The sequence below is a fragment of the Rhodococcus sp. IEGM 1366 genome (genome assembly GCF_033142425.1).
Taxonomy (GTDB): domain Bacteria; phylum Actinomycetota; class Actinomycetes; order Mycobacteriales; family Mycobacteriaceae; genus Rhodococcus_F; species Rhodococcus_F globerula.
In genome coordinates this window covers 540901-560110 of record NZ_JAWLRZ010000002.1, presented here as the reverse complement: position 1 = coordinate 560110, position 19210 = coordinate 540901, and the positions used below count along the sequence as shown (strand labels likewise).

The window sequence follows — 19210 nt, the reverse complement described above, 5'->3', positions numbered from 1 at the left end:
ACATCTATTCGAATCAAGGGACATACCGGGCACAGTTCGTTCCCCCACGTTCTTGCAATGCGACGTGCACGAGTCACATGAGCCAGTCAGCGCCCCATCCACTGCGGGCGACGCTTTTCCGCAAATGCAGCCGGCCCCTCCTGTGCGTCGTCACTGTTGTAGCAGTGCTCGGATACGTGGCGTGCGGCCTTGAGTGCGGCCGAACGACCCATCTCCGTCGACAGCATCACAGTTTCTCTCGCCGCTTTGACGGAAAGAGGTGCACCGGAGAGTATTTCGGTTGCCAGGTCCAGAGCCGTCGCCATCAGATCCGCAGGCTCGGCAAGTCGGTTGACGAGACCGATCTCGTAAGCGCGCGCAGAAGATATCGGCTTACCCGTGAGCAGGATTTCCATCATGATGCGCTGCGGAATCATGTGAATCAGCGGCGACGCCCACGGCGAGCTTCTCCCCACCTTGACCTCCGTGACCGCAAACTTCGCGGTGGTGCTGGCGACACACAGGTCACAGGCCTGAGCAATCATCCAACCACCGGCGTAGGCAACGCCGTTGACCGCAGCAATGGTGGGTTTTGACAGTTCGACCGTGTCGTAGGGAAGTGCAAACATATCGCGCGGCGGTACCGCCATTGCGGTATTGACCATCTCTTTGAGATCGCCACCTGCACAAAATGTTTCGTCGCCGGAACCGGTGAGTATCGCTACCCGCAACGCTGGGTCGTATTCGAATCGGTTCCAGGCGTCGCGTAATCCCTCGCGCACGTCTCGATCGAGACAGTTTCGGGACTCCGGTCGGTTCAGCGTGATGACAGCAATGCCGTCGTCACGCGCGTCGAACAACACAGCATCACTCATCAAAATCCCCTCTGCCCGATTGCATGCGCTTCGCGCATCAACTCTTCGCGAAAATCCGGATGGGCAATATTGATCAAACGTCGCGCTCGTTCCGCGAGGTTCTGTCCTCGCAGCTCGGCTGCACCGAATTCGGTGACCACAACATCGATGTCACTACGCGCCGTCGTGACAGGCCCGGACAGGTGCGCGGTTATCCTGGTGACGGTTCCTCCCTTGGCCGTGGCGGGGAGAGCCATGATCGCGTGACCACCCAGTGAACGCGAACCGGCCCGGACGAAGTCCACCTGACCACCCGTGCCACCGAGATACGCCGAACCGCTTTGCTCCGCATTGACTTGCCCTGTGAGATCAACTTCGAGTGCGGAATTGACCGTCACCAGTTTGTCGAGCTGAGCCAGAACTGCCGCGTCGTGTGTGTACGACGTCGCACACATGCGAATTGCCTGGTTACGGTGCGCGAACGCGTACAGTTCCTTGCTGCCGATGAGTGCGCCGGTGACGGACACTCCCGTGTCGATTCGTTTGCGTGCGTTGGTCACCGTGCCTGCTTCCACCAGATCAACGAGGCCGTCGCCCACCATTCCCGAATGAACACCCAGATCTTTCCGGTCTCGAATCAGCCGAAGCAACGCATCCGGCACGGCTCCGATCCCCACCTGGATGACCGAGCCGTCCTCGATATACGCAGCGGCATGTTCGGCAATTGCATGATCGGTCGGTCCAATTGTTGCCGGCGCCAGTGTAACCGGAGGTCTGGATACTTCGATGGCGTAATCGATCTTCGCTGCCGGTAACAGTTCCCCGCAGGTGAACGGGACTTGATCGTTCACTTCCGCCACGACAACGCGCGCTTTCGCCACAGCCGCCTGAACGTAGTCACTGATCAATCCGAAGCTGTGATTGCCGTTCCCATCCGCAGCGCTTACTTGTACGAAGGCAACGTCGCACCCGATCAACCCGGCCTCGATCATCGGCGCAACTTGACTGACGTGGCACGGAATCACACTGAGCTTGTGCACTTTGGTCAATGATCGCAGCGTTCCGATCGCCCCCATACTGGAGAGCGAAAAGCTCTCACTTGCTTCGGCATTGAAGACTCCTGAGAAACTCGTTGCGACAAATGCCGATAGTCCGCCAATGTCTGCCCCTTGATCGATCAGAGCTTCGATCAACGTTGTCGGTTCGCCGCACGCCTGTCCGATGACAATACGGTCTCCCCGATTCAGGAACCGATTCAACTCCACGCTCGACCGACCTCATTCAGGACTTCCTCGGTGTGCTCACCGAGTCGAGGGGCCGGCCGGGCAATACGACCGGGCGTGCGCGAGAACCATGTCGGCGGACCAGGGAAACGCACTGAGCCGTAGGGAGTATCGACGTCTTCGAAAAAGTTGACGGCATCGAGGTGCTCGTTGTTCAACAACTCGTCCAGTGTCCTCACCGGAGCGGCCGGAATATCGTGAGATCGGAGCAGATCCAGCCATTCCTGCGTCGTGCGTTCGAGGAAGGTTTCACCCAGCAGCGCGTACACCGTGTCGATCTGACGGGCTCGTTGTTCGAGAGTCGCGAAATGTGCACCCGCCCAAGGTGGATCGACTGCGTCGACGAAAGCCGCCCATTGCTTGTCGTTGTACACCATGGCCGAGATCTCGCCGTCTTTGGTCCGGTACGGTTTCCGATTCGGTGCCACAGCACGGGGATACACCGCCGGACCCAGCGCCGGGGTGAACAGTGCCCCATTTGCATGTTCGACCAGCATGAAAGCTGCCATCGTCTCGAACATGGCAACCTCCACCTCTTGGCCTTCTCCAGTACGTTCGCGGTGAAAGAGGGCCATCGTGGTGGCGTACACGGCAGTGAGTCCCGCAACCTTGTCCGCGATAATGGTTCCGACATAACCACTCTCGCCGGTCAACTGTTCCTGCACGTGCGGTAAGCCGCATTCGGCCTGAATTGTGTCGTCGTAGGCCGTCAAATCGGCATCCGGCCCGCGACGCCCGTATCCGTAGCAGTTGGTGTAGACGATCGACGGATTGACGGCGGCCACGTCGTCGTAGCCAAAACCAAGTTTTGTGATTGCCGAGCCTCGCATGGAATGGATGAATACATCCGCATCGGCGATCAAGTCACGCAGTACACCTGCACCCTCATCGGTTCGCAGATCCAGTACCGCACTGCGCTTTCCACGATTCACGTTGACAAACACACCGCCCAATCCCGGTTCCGGACCCACCGAAATGTAGCGGGTGTTGTCGCCGGCGGGGCTTTCGATCTTGAGAACATCAGCCCCCATGTCGGCCATGATCTGCGTGCAGTAGGGACCCATCACCATCGCCGTGAGATCGACGATCCGAACCCCGGTCAACGGACCCGAGTGCTTCATCAGAATGAACCTCCACTTTTCTTCAGAACGATTCGACGCTATCAGGTGAATCTTTACAAGGATAGTGGTATTAGTGAGTGGTGAAGAAATCCAACGGGACCGCCGTCCTCGGCACGATAGCGACGGTGCTCGATGCGGCACTGGCGGCAAACCCGCAGGCCCCGGCCGTGGAAGCCGTATCTGGGATCTGGTCATATGCCGAACTCGACACACAGGCAAGGCGCTGCGCCGGAGCGCTGTGGTCACTGGGCGTGCGACCAGGCGATCGTGTCGCGGCATGCCTGCCCAACGATCTCGGCATCGTCGCGGCATTTCACGGCGCTCAGCGGATCGGTGCGATCTGGGTGGGAATCGGCGAAGCGCTGTCATCCAGTGAGCAGCAAGAATTACAAACTCTGTGCAAGCCGAGTGTTGTCCTGGCCGGACCGAACTGTCGGCTGGACCCTCTCGACTGCGTCAGCGAGGCTCAGTGGGCAGAATTGTGCGGGCGCGACGAGACCGCCCCTTCGGTCGAGTTGGATATCGACGCTCCCGCCGGAATCGCTTTCACCAGTGGCACTTCGGGTCAGCCCAAAGCTGTGGTGCACAGTCAACGAAACCTACTCCTCCCCGGCGCCGTCCTGTGCGCGACCAGAGGATGGGGGCCAGAACTACGCAAGGGCGACAGCTTCCCGCTGACCATCCTCAATCTCATGGTCTTGTCGACGCTACTTACGGCCCAGGCCGGCGGGTGCTCAGTCGTGATGAACCGGCGCGACGTCGACGGGGTTGCCGAATGGATCGCCTCGCGGCGTGTCACAGTGTGGAACGGCGCCCCCGCGCAACTGTACGACCTCGCGCGACGTCCCGACGTCAACCTCAGTTCACTCCAGGAGATCTGGTGCGGCGGCGGCGATACACCGGACGGATTGCGCCAGGCGTTCACCGACGCGCACGGCCTCGTCCCCCGCGTCACGTACGGCCTGACCGAAGCACCGACCGTCGTATCGATCGATCCTCCCGGGCGCGAATGGCACCCCGGGACCAGCGGGCAGGTACTGCCACAGTACGAGGTTGCAGCCTACAGCGAGGACGGAAGCCCGCTGCCTGCAGGAAAATTGGGCGAACTGCGCGTCAGAGCAGCGAGGTCAGGTCAATGGGCGGGCTCGTGGACGCCGATGCTCGGCCATTGGGAGCACGGCGGTGTCACTTCGACTGAACCCGGCCCTCTCGCGACTGGGGATATCGGAACTGTCGACGCCGACGGTTGGCTCACAGTCCTGGACCGCAAGAAATTGGTCATAATTCGCGGTGGTGCAAACGTCTACCCGCTCGAAGTGGAACGAGTCATCGCGACGCACCCCGATGTCGCGAAGGTCGCCGTGTACCCGGTACCCGACGACCGACTCGGTCAGCGGGTTGCCGCGATTGTCGAAAGTGTCGGACCTCCGATGGAGTTCGGCATCCTTGCCGACCTCTGCCGGAACGAGCTGTCGCCCTACAAGGTTCCGGAATTCTGGTCACAGGTCGACGCACTGCCGGTCAACGCCATGGGAAAAATCCAGCGGGCCGGACTCGCAGAACTCACCACTTCCGCCGTCAGGGCACCGCAGCGAGGTCTCCGGTGACAACACACCGCGATACCGCCGCACGGATGTTCGGCTTGGACGGCCGGGTAGCCATCGTGACGGGCGCTTCATCAGGCCTCGGCGCTGCCATAGCCGAGGCACTTGCCTCACTCGGCGCCCGAGTTGCCGTCGTCGCGCGCCGCCGCGACAAACTAGCCGAACTCGCCGAGCGGATCAACGGCACCGCCATCGAGTGCGATCTCTCCGAGGCCGGCCAGGTCGGCTCTGTTGTACCCGCCGTGGTCGAAAGCCTTGGGCCGCCCGAAATTCTGATCAACGCAGCGGGCAGCATGTTCACCTACGAACGAGCCGAATCCGAGCCACTCGATGCCGTCCGCAAGACCTTGGATCTGAATTTGATCGCTCCGTTCTTGTTGGCGCAGGCCACTTTCCCCCACATGCAGTCCATCGGCCGCGGCACTGTCGTCAACATCTCGTCCATCAGCGGCCGGGTGGGAATACCGGGCATCCCGCAGGCGTCATACGCCGCAAGTAAGGCCGGATTATCAGGACTCACCGCAGAACTCGCGATCCAGTGGGCGCGGCACTCGATCCGGGTGAACACAGTTGCTCCCGGATTCTTCCGGAGTGAAATCACTGATCAGCTGTACACCGATGACCGATCGGCGGAGTATCTGCGACGAAACACTCCACTTCCGCACGAAGGGACGCCGCACGATGTTGTCGGCTCTGTTCTCTGGCTCGCAAGTGACGCAGGAAGTTACGTCACAGGCCAGACCATAGTTGTCGATGGTGGTTGGACGGCACGCTGAGTGTTCGACACGGGTGCCGATCTCAGTTCGAGTTCGCTTTAATTTCGACGTTGAAAATGCTATTCTCAGAATAGAGAGTTTCATACTGTGATTGCGATTTCTAACCGCAGGGCGAGAGGGCGAACATGTTGTTGGAGCTGACCCCGGACCAGGAATTCTTCCGGGACACCACAGCCCGGTTCCTGAACACACAGGTGCCCAGCTCAGCTGTGCGTCTTCTGCGCGACAACCCCATGGGCTTCGACTCCGAATACTGGCGGCGCGGCGCAGAACTCGGCTGGACCAGCCTCCTGGTGGACGAAAAGCACGGTGGGGGCACAATCAGCGATCGCGGACTCGTCGACCTCACACTTGTCGCGTACGAGTTCGGCCGCACCGCCGCGCCCGGCCCACTCACCCCGACCAACGTCGTTGCCGCACTTATCGACAACTACTCCAGCGAGACCACAGACCAAGTTCTTGCAGAACTACTCGCCGGAACTTCCACCGCAGCATGGTGTTTCACCCAGCCACAAGCGAACAGTCTCGTGAGCACTCCACCACTGGAGATTCGCGTCGATGGCAACGACGTAATTGTGTCCGGCACAAAACGCCCCGTCGAAGCTGCCCAGACCGCCGATGTCCTTCTCGTCACCGGCCAGAACGGCGACTCCGTCGCGCAAGTCCTGGTGCCCACCGATACTCCCGGTGTGCACGTAAAGCCGTTGCGATCAATCGATCTGACACGGCGCTACGCCGCGGTGACGTTCGACAACGTACGTCTCCCCCTGAGCGCCATGATCGGAGACACACGCGATGCGGCTCGTGACGTCGAGCGTTGTCGGCAACTCGCCATCGTGCTGGGCTGCGCCGAATCCGTCGGAGCGATGCAAGCGGCATTCGACCTCACCGTTGCGTGGGCATTCGACCGATACTCGTTCGGACGCCCCCTTGCGTCGTACCAAGAACTCAAACACCGCTTCGCAGACATGAAGACCTGGCTCGAAGCCAGCCACGGTCTCGCCGACGCGGCAGCAGCCGCAGTTGCTGCGGAAAGCCCGGACGCCGCTGAACTCACCAGCGCCGCACACGCATACATCGGCGATCGCGGCGGCGAACTACTCCAGGATTGTGTGCAGATCCACGGCGGGATCGGCGTCACATTCGAGCACGATCTACACCTGTTCATGCGGCGGGCTGCAGCTAATCGCTCGAGCTACGGCACTCCCGCAGAGCACCGCCAATTGATCGCCGCCATCGCCGTACGTCAGGAGAGCATCCGTTGAGCACCCAGGCACCCCAGACCGTCGTCGACATGGAATCGGTCGAGCAGTTTCGCACTCGGGCACGCACCTGGATCCGAAACAACCTCGGCCCCAGCGACCCGAAGGCAAACATCGGTGTCATGCGCGCCGAAGGACCCGACGAGGACGAACTCACCGACGTCGCGGAGCAACGCGCACTTCAGCGACGACTGTTCGATGCGGGCCTTGCCGGGATCTGCTTCCCTGAGGAGTACGGCGGGCAAGGCCTCACTCATGCTCACCAGCGGGCATTGAACGAGGAACTCGCCGGTTACAAGTACGCCGAACGTCTACAGTCTCCGACCTTTGTGCCCTGCGCCGCAGTGCTTCTCGAATTCGGCACCGAGGAGCAGAAGCAACGCCACATCCCCGCCATCTTGAAGGGCGAAGAGATCTGGATGCAAATGCTCTCCGAGCCCAGTGGTGGCTCCGACGTCGCCGGCGCGGTCACCACCGCTGTTCGAGACGGCGAAGACTGGGTACTGAACGGATCGAAGATCTGGACTACCGGCGCCTGGTGGTCCGATTGGGCGCTCTGTCTTGCCAGAACCAACTGGGACGTGCCCAAGCATCGGGGGCTGAGCGTGTTCATGGTGCCGCTCGATCGCACCGGCATGGAAGTCAACCGCATCGAGTTGCTCAGTGGGTCGCGGGAATTCTGTCAAGAGTTCATGACCGACGTCAGGGTTCCGGACAGCGACCGCATCGGCGAAATCAACGACGGTTGGACCGTCGGCACACGCTGGATGTTCCACGAACGAATGCTGTCGAACTCGCCGTACGCGACCATGGCAGCCGGAAGCACGCAACGAGGAACGAAGATGCCGGAACTGCTTGCAGTCGCGCGCGATGCGGGTCGCTTGAACGACCCCGTCAGCCGTGACCTCATCGGTGAGGCCCGCATGCTGGAACTGGCCAACAACGCACTACAGCATCGGGTTGTCCAGGGCATCACCACCGGCGCAATGTCCGATCAGGCCGCGAGTATCGCCCGATTGATGGCAGGTCTGATGTCTACCCGTCTGGTGACGATCATCTACGAATTCACCGGGCCTGCCGGGGCAGCGTGGGACGACGACGACGGTACGGTCGGCGACTGCGCCACGGACTATCTCGGCCAACAGGTGTGGTGCATCGCCGGCGGGACCACCGAAATGGCCCGCAACGCCATCAGCGAGCGAGTCCTCGGTATGCCGCGTGAACGCACACACGAGCAGAACATCGCCTTCCGGGACATTCCGAAAAGCCGATCAACTTCCGGCAGTCACTAGTTTCCGGCGGTCAGGACATCAGCTTCTCGCGGTCAGGGACACGGTGCAGTTACGGTCGAACTTCTTTGCCAGATACAGCGCTTCGTCGGCGCAATCGATCATGCTGTTCACGTCCGCGTCACCGGACGGCGAACACGCCACACCGATACTGACAGTCGGGCCGAGTTCTCCGAGCGTTGTCCTCGATTGCTCCTGCTGTGCCACCCGAATTATTTCGGCTATTTGCGTTGCCTCGTCCAGATCCGTGTCGATCAACAGAACGACAAACTCCTCACCGCCCAGGCGCGCAAACAGCGCTGTGTCGTCGAGATGGCGCCGCACTTGATCCGCAAACGCAACAAGGACCGTGTCCCCGGTCCGATGGCCCAAGGTGTCGTTGACCTTCTTGAAGTGGTCCAGGTCCATCATCAGGACGCTGACTGGCAGGCCGGACTGAAGAGATCCGACGGCGCCGATGCTTTTTCGCATGAATTCGTCCCGGCGCAGCGCTCCAGTCAGGTCGTCGAGCATCACAGCTTCAGTCAGAGCAGCGAGAGCGCGTCGACGTTCATAGATCACGCAGGCAACCGCGAGGGGCGCAGTTGCCAACAGAGCCAATCCGATCCTTACGGAAACGCTGACCGCGGATAAACCTTCGACAGCTGTTCCCAAGTGCCCGTCGGCTGTCAAGACCAACGTACATACGGTCGATATGGCGGTCATCAGTGACGTGACAAAGACATTGGTCAGCAGTGCGGCGGTGACAAGAGCAGGCATGGCAAACGCAATTGCACCGGCGCCGCCGATGACCCATTGGAGCAGAATGCACAACGCCAACAATGCGGCCGGAATCACGGACAGCCGAAGGATCCTGGACACGGCCTCAGGGTCTCGGTCCTCAGGTCGAAGCGACGGAAAAGTCAGTACCAGCGGAACAATCGTCATGTAGTTGACGAGGTTGCCCGAGAACCAGAGAATCCAGCCGTCCGGCCATGTGCCGCCGAAAAGTGCCACATTCGCAGCTCCTCCGACACATCCTGTCAGCGCCGCCGCGACCATGGTCGCGGATACGAAGTAACCCACCGAGCGGATACTCGAAAGCCTTCGATCTTCCGCGCAGACCCATCGAAATGCGTAGAACCCACCGACAACGCCGATGATGTTGCTTGCACCGAGCCACAAAGCTGATTCGACGGAACCGCCAGTGACCAGATCCGCGGAAATATAGGCCGTCGCCGCACAGAACCACGTCGAAACGGTTGCCGAACGGGGTGATCGAACAAGCAGACCGAGCAGCAGTGCGTTTGCCGGCCAGAACACGGCGAGGGTACCGGGAAGCCGGCTGAAAGTCCCGATCAAGCACGCGACAAAAACGCAAAGACCGACAAGCAGGCTGTGGCGTAGCGCCGCAGCTGACGTCGAGTTTTCCACCGCATCCACCGCCCTACCTACCTAATCTTTGGATCAATTGTGAGAGGCGATCGGACATACAGCGGAAAACGTGCGCTGGAAACCGACGAATTGCGCTAATTATCCCTTTTAGAGCTGTCAAATCAAGGACATCCGTCAGTACATTCCGATCTGCGTAAATGTCAAGTATTGCCATCATTGATAGGATTGACGTACTGTGCGAAAAGACCTGTACGACAGCTACTGCGCAGTACAGTCCCGGCAGTTCGGCCCCGCTAACGGTGGACACCGCGATCTGCAGTGCATCACCCACGGATTTCAGGACGCGAACGCGCTCCGAACCGGTTGAGGAAGGAATTCATTTCTGATGTTTTCGGCAATAGTCATCGAGAAGAACGACACGGGACAAAGCGTCGCCTGCACCAGTCTCGACGAAGCTGATCTACCCGACGGAAATGTCAGCATCGACGTGGACTATTCAACTCTCAATTACAAAGACGCTCTGGCCATTACCGGTTCGTCTCCAGTAGTGCGCAAGTTCCCGATGGTCCCCGGAATCGACCTCGCCGGAACAGTCACCGAGAGTTCACACGCAGACTGGGCAGCCGGCGATCGCGTCGTACTCAACGGTTGGGGCGTCGGCGAATCCCACTGGGGTGGACTCGCCCAGCGCGCGCGCCTGAACGGCGACTGGTTGATACCACTTCCCGCGGCATTCACCGCCCATGCCGCCATGGCTATCGGCACTGCGGGCTATGCCGCCAGCCTGTGCGTCGACGCTCTCATCGACTTCGGTGTATCGCCCGACCAGGGCGAGATACTCGTGACCGGAGCATCCGGCGGAGTGGGCAGTGTCGCGATCGCCCTACTGGCAAAGGCAGGCTTCACCGTCGCTGCGTCGACCGGCAAGGTCGACGAAGCGGAATACCTCCAAAGCCTTGGCGCAACAACGGTAATCGACCGCGCCGAACTCTCCGGTGCCGGCAAGCCGATGCAGAAGGAACGCTGGGCGGGCGTCGTCGATTCGGTGGGCAGTCACACCCTCGCGAACGCGTGCGCGCAAACCCGGTACGGCGGTGCTGTCGCAGCCTGTGGCCTCGCTCAGGGGATGGATTTCCCTGGCTCGGTTGCGCCGTTCATTCTCCGCGGCGTGTCACTGCTCGGTGTCGACAGCGTGATGGCACCCAAGTCTCGTCGCCTGGCCACCTGGGATCGCCTGGCTCGTGATCTGGATGCCGAGGCACTGGAGTCAATCGCCCACGACATCGCACTGGGCGAATCGATCACTGCTGCAAGAAAACTCATGGACGGCACGGTGCGTGGACGCATCGTCGTCGACGTCAATCGATAGCCGGGAGCCAGAGACGATGAATACGAAGTTAACCGAACCGGAAACCGTCGAACTCGATCTGTCCGATGTAGACCACCGTGTAGGCCAACCTGTCGGCGGCGGGCAGCTGTGGGATCCGTGCAGCACCACCGACGTGCGGCGTTGGGTCATGGCGATGGACAACCCCAACCCGATCCACTGGGATGAGGAATTTGCCCGTGCCAGTAAGTTCGGCGGTCTGATCGCACCGCAGTCCATCGCAGTAGGTCTGGACTACGGGCACGGAGCTCAGCCGGCGTGCGTCGGACACATTCCGAACAGCCACTTGATCTTCGGCGGCGAGGAATGGTGGTTCTACGGAACGCCGGTGCGGCCCGGCGACACGTTGTTCCAAGAACGACGCTTCCACGATTACAAGGTTGCCGATACGAAGTTCGCCGGTCCCACGATGTTCTCGCGCGGCGACACGCTCCACACCAACCAGCACGGCTCCAAGGTTGCACTCGAACGGTCGACAGCCATCCGTTACCTGGCCGACGAGGCAACAAAGCGCGGCATGTACAACAACAATGTCGGGGCCGTCAAACGGTGGACCAACGCAGAACTCATCGAGGTCGAGAACCTGCGCCACGAATGGCTCATGTCCAACCGCATGGGTGTTTCACCGCGCTTCGACGAGGTCGAGATCGGCGACACACTGCAGCGACGCGTCATCGGCCCGCACAGCATCGCAAGCTTCACCACGGAGTACCGCGCATTCCTTTTCAACATCTGGGGCACCTTCCACTGGGTTGCACCCGACGGCGTCGAAGATCCCTGGGTCTACCAGGATCCGGGCTGGGTGGAGGGCTTCGGTTACGACGAGGAAGGAGCCAAGATCGACCCGCGCAAGCGCGACGGCCTGTACGTCGGTCCGTCTCGCGGCCACATCGACAGCGACAAGGCCAGCGAAGTCGGGATGGCCAGGGCCTACGGTTACGGCGCGACGATGGGCGCCTGGTGCACCGACTTCCTCGCCAACTGGGCAGGTCACAACGGCATGGTCCGCCATACCAAGGCCGACTTCCGCACACCTGCATTCGAGGGCGACGTGACGTACTTCGACGCCGAGGTCGTTGGCAAGGAAGCTCAATCAGCCTGGGGCGTACCGCTTGTCCAGATCAAGCTGCGTCTGACCAATCAGGACGGCGACGTTCTGGTGTCCTGCACGGCCGAGGTCGAACTGCCGTTCTCCTGACTCTCCCTCGACATGAAAGAGGCAAGCCTTGACCACCGATGTGAATGCGGCACCAGCTGTTTCAATCGCGCACGGTGTACCACTGCTCGACGAACCAGGCCTCGGCGCACTGACTCTTCCCGGATTCCTCCGGGAAGTGACGCAGATGTACGGCGATCGCGAAGCTCTGGTCATGCGCTCCGACGACGGTGTCGTCCGCTGGTCCTACGCACAATTGTGGGAGCGCGCAATCGAAGTCGCCCAAGCTCTGCGGGGTATCGGTCTGGACAAGGACGGCCGGGTGGGCGTCTTGATGACCAACCGTCCGGAGTGGATCGTGTCGGTGTTCGGCACCGCCCTCGCCGGCGGTGTAGCGGTCACACTCAGCACGTTCTCAACAGCGGCGGAACTGGACTACCTGCTGGAGAATTCTGCAGTCTCGGTTCTGCTGTTCGAGCGCACCGTACTCGGTAAAGACCTTGCGGAGGTGCTGACCACGCTCGAACCACAGTTCGGCACTGCAGCTCCCGGCACAGTGCAGTCGCCGCGATTCCCTTTTCTTCGTCATCTGGCCATGGTCGGCGACGGAGAAGCAATCGGGGCGATCGACACGTGGGACACATTCCGCTCGCGAGGCGTCGACCAATCGAGGGGGTTGATCGAATCCATCGCGGCGGCTGTGCGCCCGAGTGATGCTGCTGTGCTGTTCTTCTCGTCAGGGACGACAAGCAAACCCAAAGGCATTCTCAGCGCACATCGTGGTGTCAGCATTCAGATGTGGCGATTTCGGCGCATGTATCGTTTCAACCCCGAGGACAACATCCGATGCTGGTCGGCCAACGGATTTTTCTGGTCAGGCAACTTTGCGATGGCGCTGGGCACGACCTTCGCGAGCGGTGGCTCATTGGTACTGCAATCGACGTTCGACGCAGCAGAGGCAATCGGGCTCATCGAGTCGGAACAAGTCAACTTTCCGTTTGCGTGGCCGCACCAATGGGCACAGTTCGAATCCGCACCCAACTGGACCGGCGCGGATTTGAGTAGCTTGTCGTACGTCGATTTCAACACACCGGTAGCCCGTCACCCCAGCGTCACGGCCACATGGTTCGAACCCGGCCATGCGTACGGAAACACCGAAACCTTCACCATTTCAACTTGTTTCCCGGCCAATACGCCGGACGACGTAACGGGGGGCAGCAGCGGTGAGCCGCTTCCCGGAACAACCGTCAAGGTTGTCGACGCGCTCACCGGCGATGTTCTCCCGATCGGCGAACGCGGCGAAATTTGTGTCAAGGGTCCGACACTGATGCTCGGGTATATCGGCACACCACTCAGCGAGACCGTCGACGCCGAAGGTTTCTTCCACACCGGCGACGGCGGATATCTCGACGATGTCGGCCGGCTGTTCTGGGAGGGCCGCCTCACCGACATCATCAAGACCGGTGGCGCAAACGTCTCACCGCTCGAAGTCGACGAGGCTCTGGTCAGCCATCCCGGAGTGAAGGTCACCCGCACTGTTGGTGTTCCGCACGAGACGCTTGGCGAGGTCGTCGTGTCCTGCATCGTTGCGCACGAGGGCACCGATCTGCATCAAGAAGAAATTCGCACTTTCCTGCGAGAACGCCTCGCCAGCTACAAGGTTCCGCGTCATGTGCTGTTTTTCGACGAGGACCAAATCGCTCTTACCGGCAGCGCAAAAATCAAATCCAGTGAAGTTCGAGAGCGCGCTGCACAAATGTTGAAGGCGTGAGGGTATACCGGCTGATCGATAGCTACCGGGTTGATCAGCCGGTACACCCAGCGAAATCTACGACTCCTGAAAATACCTCTGAGCCAACCGCGTTCGGTGTGCAGCCGGAGACCCGAACAGAGAACGATTGAGCGTCGCACGTTTGAGGTAGACGTGTATCCCGCTCTCCCACGTGTAGCCCATGCCGCCGTGGAGTTGCATTGCCTTCCCGGCAATATCAACTGCCGCAGAACACGCGTACGACTTCGCCATCGCGCCCGCGACGGAAGCGTCCGACGTGTCCTGGGTTAAAGCACGCACCGCCGCCGCGACCAGAGACCTGGCAATCGTCACCTGAACGAGCATGTCCGCACACGCATGTTTGACGGCCTGAAACGAACCAATCCGACGTCCGAACTGCTCACGCACTCCGACATAGTCGACGGTCGCCTCCAACATGGCCTCGCTCAGCCCGAGGCTGTCACACGCCACTGCAACCGCAGCCCGATCACACAGTCGGGTAAGAGCATTCGACGCATCATCGCGCACACGCCACACCGATTCCGGGCCGACGACCACGCACGAGGCTGTCACGGACCCGAAGTTGCGCGTGGCATCGAGAACTTCCTGCTCCGTCACAGTCAGTCCGGCAGCCCGCGGGTCGATGTTGACAACAACGAGGTTCCCGTCAGCCTCACGTGCAGGCACAAGGTAACTGTCCGCTGCGCTCGCATCGAGCACAAAGCTCGCGTGCCCACTCAGTTGGTAACCATCTGCATTCTGGTCGATACGGAAGGTGCTCTCCCCCAACATTTCACCACCGAGAACAACAATCGGAGCCGCGTATCCGGCGGCGGTATCGCACAACAGCCGATCTCGTTCCGGCCGCGATTCCAGCAGATTGAGCGCGCCGACGCCAAGTGCCGCAACAGTCGCGTATCGGGTGCGTGAAGCCGTACGACCGATTTCCTGCAGGACTAGCGCGACCTCCACGAACGTTGCGTCGGCGCCGTCGAATTCCGCCTGCACCTCGAGACCAACTGCACCGGAGCGAGCAATCAGTCCCCAGTCCACCTCCCCGTTCACCGCCTCACTACCGGACTTTGCCAGAATCTCACGCACCATTGCACGCAGTTCTGCGTGCACTTCGGCAAGTTCTGTAAGCGACGACGACATCAGTGGCCTCTCGGTTCGCGAGGGAGGCCGAGGCCGCGCTCGCCGATAATGGTGCGTTGGATTTCGCTGGTTCCACCGGGGATCGTCCATTCCCACGAGCCGATGAAGTCCAGAACCCACGCACCGGATTCCCACCCACTCGACAAAGGTTTGCGCAGCACGGTGTGCGCGGAAAGGCCCGCGATGTCGGCGCCGAAATCCGTCATCCGTTGCAGGAGTTCGCTGTAGTGCAACTTCACAATGGATGCATCCGCCGGACCAGGCCGGGGATTACCGGCAAAGTCTGCGCACAGCGCGCGCAATCCCGTCAGTTCGATCTCGAGTGACGCCAGTTCATCTGCCACCAGAGCATCGCCGCGGTGACGCGAACACAACTCCACCAGCCACCGAAACCCGCTCGAGCCCAGGCGCTCTGCAAGCTCGAGCATAGTCATCCCACGTTCGGCGCCAAGCGTTTCCTGCGCAACCTGCCATCCCTCGTTGGGCCGGCCGACCAGTTGCGACGCCGGGATGACAACGTCGTCGAGAAATATCTCGCAGAAGTGCGACTCGCCGGTGGCCTGCCGGATCGGCCGGACCTCGATTCCCGGAGTTTTCATATCCATCAGAAAGTACGAAATGCCCTGCCGCTTCGGTGCGTTCGGGTCGGTTCGAGCCAGGAGAAGGCACCAGTCCGCGTACATCGCGCCACTCGCCCACAGCTTTTGTCCCTTGACGACGTAGGCATCCCCGTCCCGTCGCGCTGTCGTCTTCAGTGCCGCCATGTCCGATCCTGCTCCCGGTTCGGAGAAACCCTGACACCAGATTTCGCCGTCGAGGATCGCCGGTAGATGACGACGCCGCTGTTCGTCGGTCCCCGCCGCAAGCAGCGTCGACGCTGCATGATGGATCGAGACGAACGGCAGCACGAGGCGCGGCGCGTCATGGGCCGCAAGCTCTTGATACAGGACGATTTGCCGCGGGGTGGACATCCCGCCGCCCCACTCCTGCGGCCAGTGCGGCACCGCCAGACCAGCAGTGCGGAGTTCCTGCATCCATGCCTTCTGGAACCGAACGAACTCCTCGTCCGACGCTCCGGTCTGCTCGGCTCGCCAGTCTGTCGGCACATGGGCGCGGCACCAGTCCCGCACGTTCTCGCGAAATTCGTCGAGCGAGCCACCAGGAGCGAGCACGGTCATCGGGTCACGGCCGTCGATCGCATGGCGCCAAGACGCTGCCGATGCTCGGGAGAGGTCATGGTGGCAACCTCCGCAGCAAAACCGGCTTGCATGGGACCACCGAGTGCTTGGGACAGGTACATGTTGACGATGCGTTTGGTCCCCTGTAATGCCTCGCGCGGCTGCGCCGCCAATCGCACAGCAAGGCGTCTCGCCTCCCCAACCAAGTCCTCGGGCGCGCAGGTTCGACTGGCAAGCCCCAACTCGACTGCCGTAGCAGCGGAGATTCGATCACCCGTGTACAAGAACTCTCGCGATCTCATGATCGGGGTGAGTAGCGGCCAGAAGGCAGCCCCGCCGTCGCCGGCAACCAGGCCGACGGCAACGTGCGGATCGGCAAGATAAGCGGTGTCCGACATCAGTACGACGTCACACAGGACAGCCACACTGCACCCGAGGCCTACCGCCGGACCGTTGACCGCGGCGATCACGGGAAGCGGAAATCTCAGCATCTCGTCGATGACTTCTGCACCCTCACGGATGCTTTCGTCCCGGGCAACCGGATCGTCGAGGAACGAACAGATCCAGTCCAGATCGCCACCAGCACTGAAGGCTTTGCCGGCCCCGGTCAGAATCACCACAGCCGCCTTGCGATCCGCGGCCAACTGTCGCCACACGTTCGCCAGAGCCCAGTGCAGAGGTTTGTTCACGGCATTGCGTTCGGCCGGTCGATTGATCGTGACACGTCGAATCGGGCCGTCACACTCGACTGTTAGCTCTTCAGGAAGGTCGTAGGTCACAGTGTTGCCACTTCCCTTGCACCACCGATAGACGCTGCACCACCGATAGATGCTGTGTCACTGAATAGTCCGGTAAGGCCGCGACGGCCGATCCGCTGCGTCAATGCGCTACCCGTCGCCGACAAGCCGAGCGGTAGCCGCCGCAGTGGAAGGCTGTACCGCGAGAGCCACGACAGCGTGGTCTCGTCGCAGAAGCCACTCGCCCCGTGCAATTGATGTGCAACACGGAACACGATCTCGGCAGCTTCGATTGCGGCCAACCGCAGCGCAAGTGCGTCGTCGAGCGCCTCACTGCTATCGGTCTGGACGCTCCACAGTGCGTACTTCGCGAGCACCTCGAGGCCACTGCGCTGCACCTGTGCATCGGTGAGTTGGAACTGCACACTCTGCAGCTTCGCGAGCGGTTGCCCGAACTGCTCGCGCAGCAACACATGTGCGCGGGTCAGGTCCATCGCCCGATCGAGCATCCCGAGTAGCGTCCAACAGGGCAACAGCAACGCCAGCGCCACATCCTTCGCTCCGTTGTCGTCGACGAAGTTCGTGTCGAACTGCGCGACGAATGCCGTTGTGCGCGGCGAGTCCTGCGACGGGCGGACGACAACGGAGCTACGACGGCCGCCCAATGTCACTGCGGCCCAGCGTAGATCGATTCCGGATACCGGGCCGGCAGGGGCGCGATCGGCAACAACGATCAACCCGTCGACGGCAAGGTCAACCGGCCTCGCCAGCCGCTCAGCCACTGGATACGGCACAGCCCAGTAACCAGCACTGTGACACAGCGCGGCCGCCGCTTCGAGTTCATCCCTGTCACCGCGAGGATCGAGATCCCACGCGCCGAGGTCGGCCAACACCGGTGCCACAACACTGCCCCGACGCGCCGGATCCCGCTCGCCCCGCTGAATCAGTTGATCACCACCCGCAGACTCGAAGGCACGTAGGGCCGTTCGACCGTATTCGATTGCCTCGTTACTTAATTCAAGCTTCATGCGGCCGCCAGAAGTGACCGAGCAAGGAGAATTCGTTGCATCTCGATGCTTCCCGACGCCACTGTCGCGGCCTGCGAATAGCGCCAATGTTCCTCGACATCGCGGCAGAATCGTTGCGCGTCTGCGTTATCCACAACCACGCCCCCTGCAGTGTCCGACGAGTGTACGAAGGCCGCGAGTTCCGTCAGCACTTCGGCACTGTCCTGATCGAGTGTGGTCACAGCGATGCGGTATGCGGCGGCGTCGCCCGGGCGAACTGTTCCCTGGCTCTGCAACGCGACGACTTGATAGGCAAGCAGTCGAGCGCGCCGACAATGAGTCAGCATTCGCGCCCACCGGTTTCGCAATCCTTCCGGGACACTGTCCCAGCTGTCCCCGAGAACCGTTGCGGCGTCGTGCAACAGCCGTTCACAGCGCGCGTAGCGAGCGATGCCGACGCGCTCGAAGGCAAGCACTTCCTGAACCAGGCTCCAGCCTTCGTCCACCTGACCCAGCACGTTCTCTTCGGTAACCCGCACATCGTTGAAGAACACCTCGTTGAGGTGGTGCGGTCCGAGCATGGCGCGGATCGGCCTGACCTCGATATCCGGGTCGGACATCGGTACGAGAAATACCGTCAGGCCTTGCTGCCGGCGCTCACCCGTCGACGTCCGGGCAAGTAGGAAGCACCACTGCGCCATCGTGGCGTACGACGTCCAGATCTTCTGGCCGGAAATGAGCCAACCATCGCCGTCACGGCGTGCGGCAGTACGCAGCGAGGACAGATCGGAACCGGCTTCGGGCTCACTGAATCCTTGGCACCAGATGACGTCGCCTCGGGCAATCGGTGGGAGGTGCAGGCTCTGCTGCGTGCGCGTTCCGTGTCGCATGATGGTGGGCCCCACCCAGTTGACGCCCATGTATTGCGCGCCGCGCGGTTCGTGAAGCGCCCACATCTCCTCGCGAACCACCGTCTGCTCCCACACCGTGGCGCCGCGACCGCCGAACTCCTCGGGCCATGCCATGCACAACAGTCCGCGGTCGGCAAGAATGCGGCAGAACCGCTGGGCCACATCAAGATCAGCCGGGTCATCTGTGAAGGCCCCGCGGAAATCCTCGGGAACGTGCTCCTTCACCAGCTGGCGCAGCTCACCTCGGAACGCCGTCGCGGCCTCACTCATCGTGAAGTCCATGGGAATTACATTAGTTCAATCCTAATAAGGATAGCAATACTTGGAGGTGCGAGATTCTCCGTCTAGGATTCACCCCATGAGCAA

At 61.3% G+C, this 19210-nt stretch carries 16 protein-coding genes; 7 read left to right on the top strand and 9 right to left on the bottom strand.

Going from position 1 to position 19210, the window contains the following annotated elements; genetic code table 11:
- Nucleotides 1-86: 86 nt before the first annotated feature.
- The 3 genes from R4P64_RS08565 to R4P64_RS08555 are packed head-to-tail and all read right to left on the bottom strand — an operon-like array spanning nt 87 to nt 3237.
- Nucleotides 87-854: an enoyl-CoA hydratase/isomerase family protein gene (locus tag R4P64_RS08565; protein WP_317820277.1), complete on the bottom strand. Its 768-nt coding sequence runs from the start codon at nt 852-854 to the stop codon at nt 87-89.
- Nucleotides 854-2098: an acetyl-CoA hydrolase/transferase family protein gene (locus R4P64_RS08560; RefSeq protein WP_317820275.1), complete on the bottom strand. Its 1245-nt coding sequence runs from the start codon at nt 2096-2098 to the stop codon at nt 854-856. Before R4P64_RS08560 ends, R4P64_RS08565 begins: the two co-directional genes overlap by 1 nt.
- Nucleotides 2089-3237, bottom strand: a complete 1149-nt coding sequence (locus R4P64_RS08555) for a CaiB/BaiF CoA transferase family protein (protein WP_141484438.1) — start codon at nt 3235-3237, stop codon at nt 2089-2091. The genes R4P64_RS08560 and R4P64_RS08555 overlap by 10 nt, the downstream gene beginning before the upstream one ends.
- 80 nt (nt 3238-3317) lie before the next feature.
- Here R4P64_RS08555 and R4P64_RS08550 point away from each other — a divergent pair, with 80 nt between their 5' ends.
- The 4 genes from R4P64_RS08550 (at nt 3318) to R4P64_RS08535 (ending at nt 8171) form a co-directional block, all read left to right on the top strand.
- Nucleotides 3318-4844, top strand: coding sequence for a class I adenylate-forming enzyme family protein (locus tag R4P64_RS08550; RefSeq protein WP_045071076.1), 1527 nt, complete (start codon nt 3318-3320; stop codon nt 4842-4844).
- Nucleotides 4841-5617, top strand: coding sequence for an SDR family NAD(P)-dependent oxidoreductase (locus R4P64_RS08545; protein ID WP_233365225.1), 777 nt, complete (start codon nt 4841-4843; stop codon nt 5615-5617). Before R4P64_RS08550 ends, R4P64_RS08545 begins: the two co-directional genes overlap by 4 nt.
- Nucleotides 5618-5742: 125 nt before the next feature.
- A complete protein-coding gene (locus R4P64_RS08540) occupies nt 5743-6882 on the top strand; it encodes an acyl-CoA dehydrogenase family protein (protein WP_219111932.1) in 1140 nt (379 codons plus the stop codon).
- On the top strand, nt 6879-8171 hold the full coding sequence (locus R4P64_RS08535) for an acyl-CoA dehydrogenase family protein (RefSeq protein ID WP_242484547.1): 1293 nt from the start codon (nt 6879-6881) through the stop codon (nt 8169-8171). Before R4P64_RS08540 ends, R4P64_RS08535 begins: the two co-directional genes overlap by 4 nt.
- Nucleotides 8172-8189: 18 nt before the next feature.
- On the opposite strand, the gene R4P64_RS08530 is transcribed toward R4P64_RS08535, so the two are convergent.
- A complete protein-coding gene (locus R4P64_RS08530; protein WP_317820270.1) occupies nt 8190-9590 on the bottom strand; it encodes a diguanylate cyclase in 1401 nt (466 codons plus the stop codon).
- 337 nt (nt 9591-9927) lie between these two features.
- Between R4P64_RS08530 and R4P64_RS08525 the strand changes: the two genes are divergently transcribed.
- Genes R4P64_RS08525 through R4P64_RS08515 form a run of 3 tightly spaced genes read left to right on the top strand, consistent with a single transcriptional unit; the run spans nt 9928 to nt 13856 of the window.
- Nucleotides 9928-10911 (top strand): MDR family oxidoreductase, encoded by a 984-nt coding sequence (locus tag R4P64_RS08525; RefSeq protein WP_095886484.1) that lies wholly within the window; start codon nt 9928-9930, stop codon nt 10909-10911.
- A gap of 16 nt (nt 10912-10927) precedes the next feature.
- The gene (locus R4P64_RS08520; RefSeq protein ID WP_095886485.1) at nt 10928-12127 is read left to right on the top strand and encodes a MaoC family dehydratase N-terminal domain-containing protein; all 1200 of its coding nucleotides are present in this window, start codon (nt 10928-10930) and stop codon (nt 12125-12127) included.
- A gap of 28 nt (nt 12128-12155) precedes the next feature.
- Nucleotides 12156-13856 (top strand): class I adenylate-forming enzyme family protein, encoded by a 1701-nt coding sequence (locus R4P64_RS08515; protein ID WP_317820267.1) that lies wholly within the window; start codon nt 12156-12158, stop codon nt 13854-13856.
- A 57-nt stretch (nt 13857-13913) separates the two neighbouring features.
- On the opposite strand, the gene R4P64_RS08510 is transcribed toward R4P64_RS08515, so the two are convergent.
- From R4P64_RS08510 to R4P64_RS08490, 5 genes are read right to left on the bottom strand one after another with little or no spacing between them, the layout of a single operon-like run.
- Nucleotides 13914-15011 (bottom strand): acyl-CoA dehydrogenase family protein, encoded by a 1098-nt coding sequence (locus R4P64_RS08510; RefSeq protein WP_317820266.1) that lies wholly within the window; start codon nt 15009-15011, stop codon nt 13914-13916.
- A complete protein-coding gene (locus R4P64_RS08505) occupies nt 15011-16189 on the bottom strand; it encodes an acyl-CoA dehydrogenase family protein (protein WP_317820265.1) in 1179 nt (392 codons plus the stop codon). Before R4P64_RS08505 ends, R4P64_RS08510 begins: the two co-directional genes overlap by 1 nt.
- Nucleotides 16186-16968, bottom strand: coding sequence for an enoyl-CoA hydratase/isomerase family protein (locus tag R4P64_RS08500; protein WP_317820263.1), 783 nt, complete (start codon nt 16966-16968; stop codon nt 16186-16188). The genes R4P64_RS08505 and R4P64_RS08500 overlap by 4 nt, the downstream gene beginning before the upstream one ends.
- Nucleotides 16965-17954 carry an acyl-CoA dehydrogenase family protein gene (locus tag R4P64_RS08495; RefSeq protein ID WP_219111937.1) on the bottom strand — a complete coding sequence of 330 codons (990 nt, stop codon included), beginning with the start codon at nt 17952-17954 and terminating at the stop codon, nt 16965-16967. The genes R4P64_RS08500 and R4P64_RS08495 overlap by 4 nt, the downstream gene beginning before the upstream one ends.
- On the bottom strand, nt 17951-19126 hold the full coding sequence (locus tag R4P64_RS08490) for an acyl-CoA dehydrogenase family protein (RefSeq protein ID WP_045070249.1): 1176 nt from the start codon (nt 19124-19126) through the stop codon (nt 17951-17953). Before R4P64_RS08490 ends, R4P64_RS08495 begins: the two co-directional genes overlap by 4 nt.
- Nucleotides 19127-19210 lie beyond the last annotated feature (84 nt).

Bases quoted from the DNA above. Each gene is read 5' to 3' on its own strand.
- R4P64_RS08555 (WP_141484438.1), bottom strand. From the start codon at position 3,237: ATGAAGCACTCGGGTCCGTTGACCGGGGTTCGGATCGTCGATCTCACG.
- R4P64_RS08505 (WP_317820265.1), bottom strand. From the start codon at position 16,189: ATGACCGTGCTCGCTCCTGGTGGCTCGCTCGACGAATTTCGCGAGAAC.
- R4P64_RS08495 (WP_219111937.1), bottom strand. From the start codon at position 17,954: ATGAAGCTTGAATTAAGTAACGAGGCAATCGAATACGGTCGAACGGCC.
- R4P64_RS08565 (WP_317820277.1), bottom strand. From the start codon at position 854: ATGAGTGATGCTGTGTTGTTCGACGCGCGTGACGACGGCATTGCTGTC.
- R4P64_RS08525 (WP_095886484.1), top strand. From the start codon at position 9,928: ATGTTTTCGGCAATAGTCATCGAGAAGAACGACACGGGACAAAGCGTC.
- R4P64_RS08510 (WP_317820266.1), bottom strand. From the start codon at position 15,011: ATGTCGTCGTCGCTTACAGAACTTGCCGAAGTGCACGCAGAACTGCGT.
- R4P64_RS08540 (WP_219111932.1), top strand. From the start codon at position 5,743: ATGTTGTTGGAGCTGACCCCGGACCAGGAATTCTTCCGGGACACCACA.
- R4P64_RS08490 (WP_045070249.1), bottom strand. From the start codon at position 19,126: ATGGACTTCACGATGAGTGAGGCCGCGACGGCGTTCCGAGGTGAGCTG.
- R4P64_RS08520 (WP_095886485.1), top strand. From the start codon at position 10,928: ATGAATACGAAGTTAACCGAACCGGAAACCGTCGAACTCGATCTGTCC.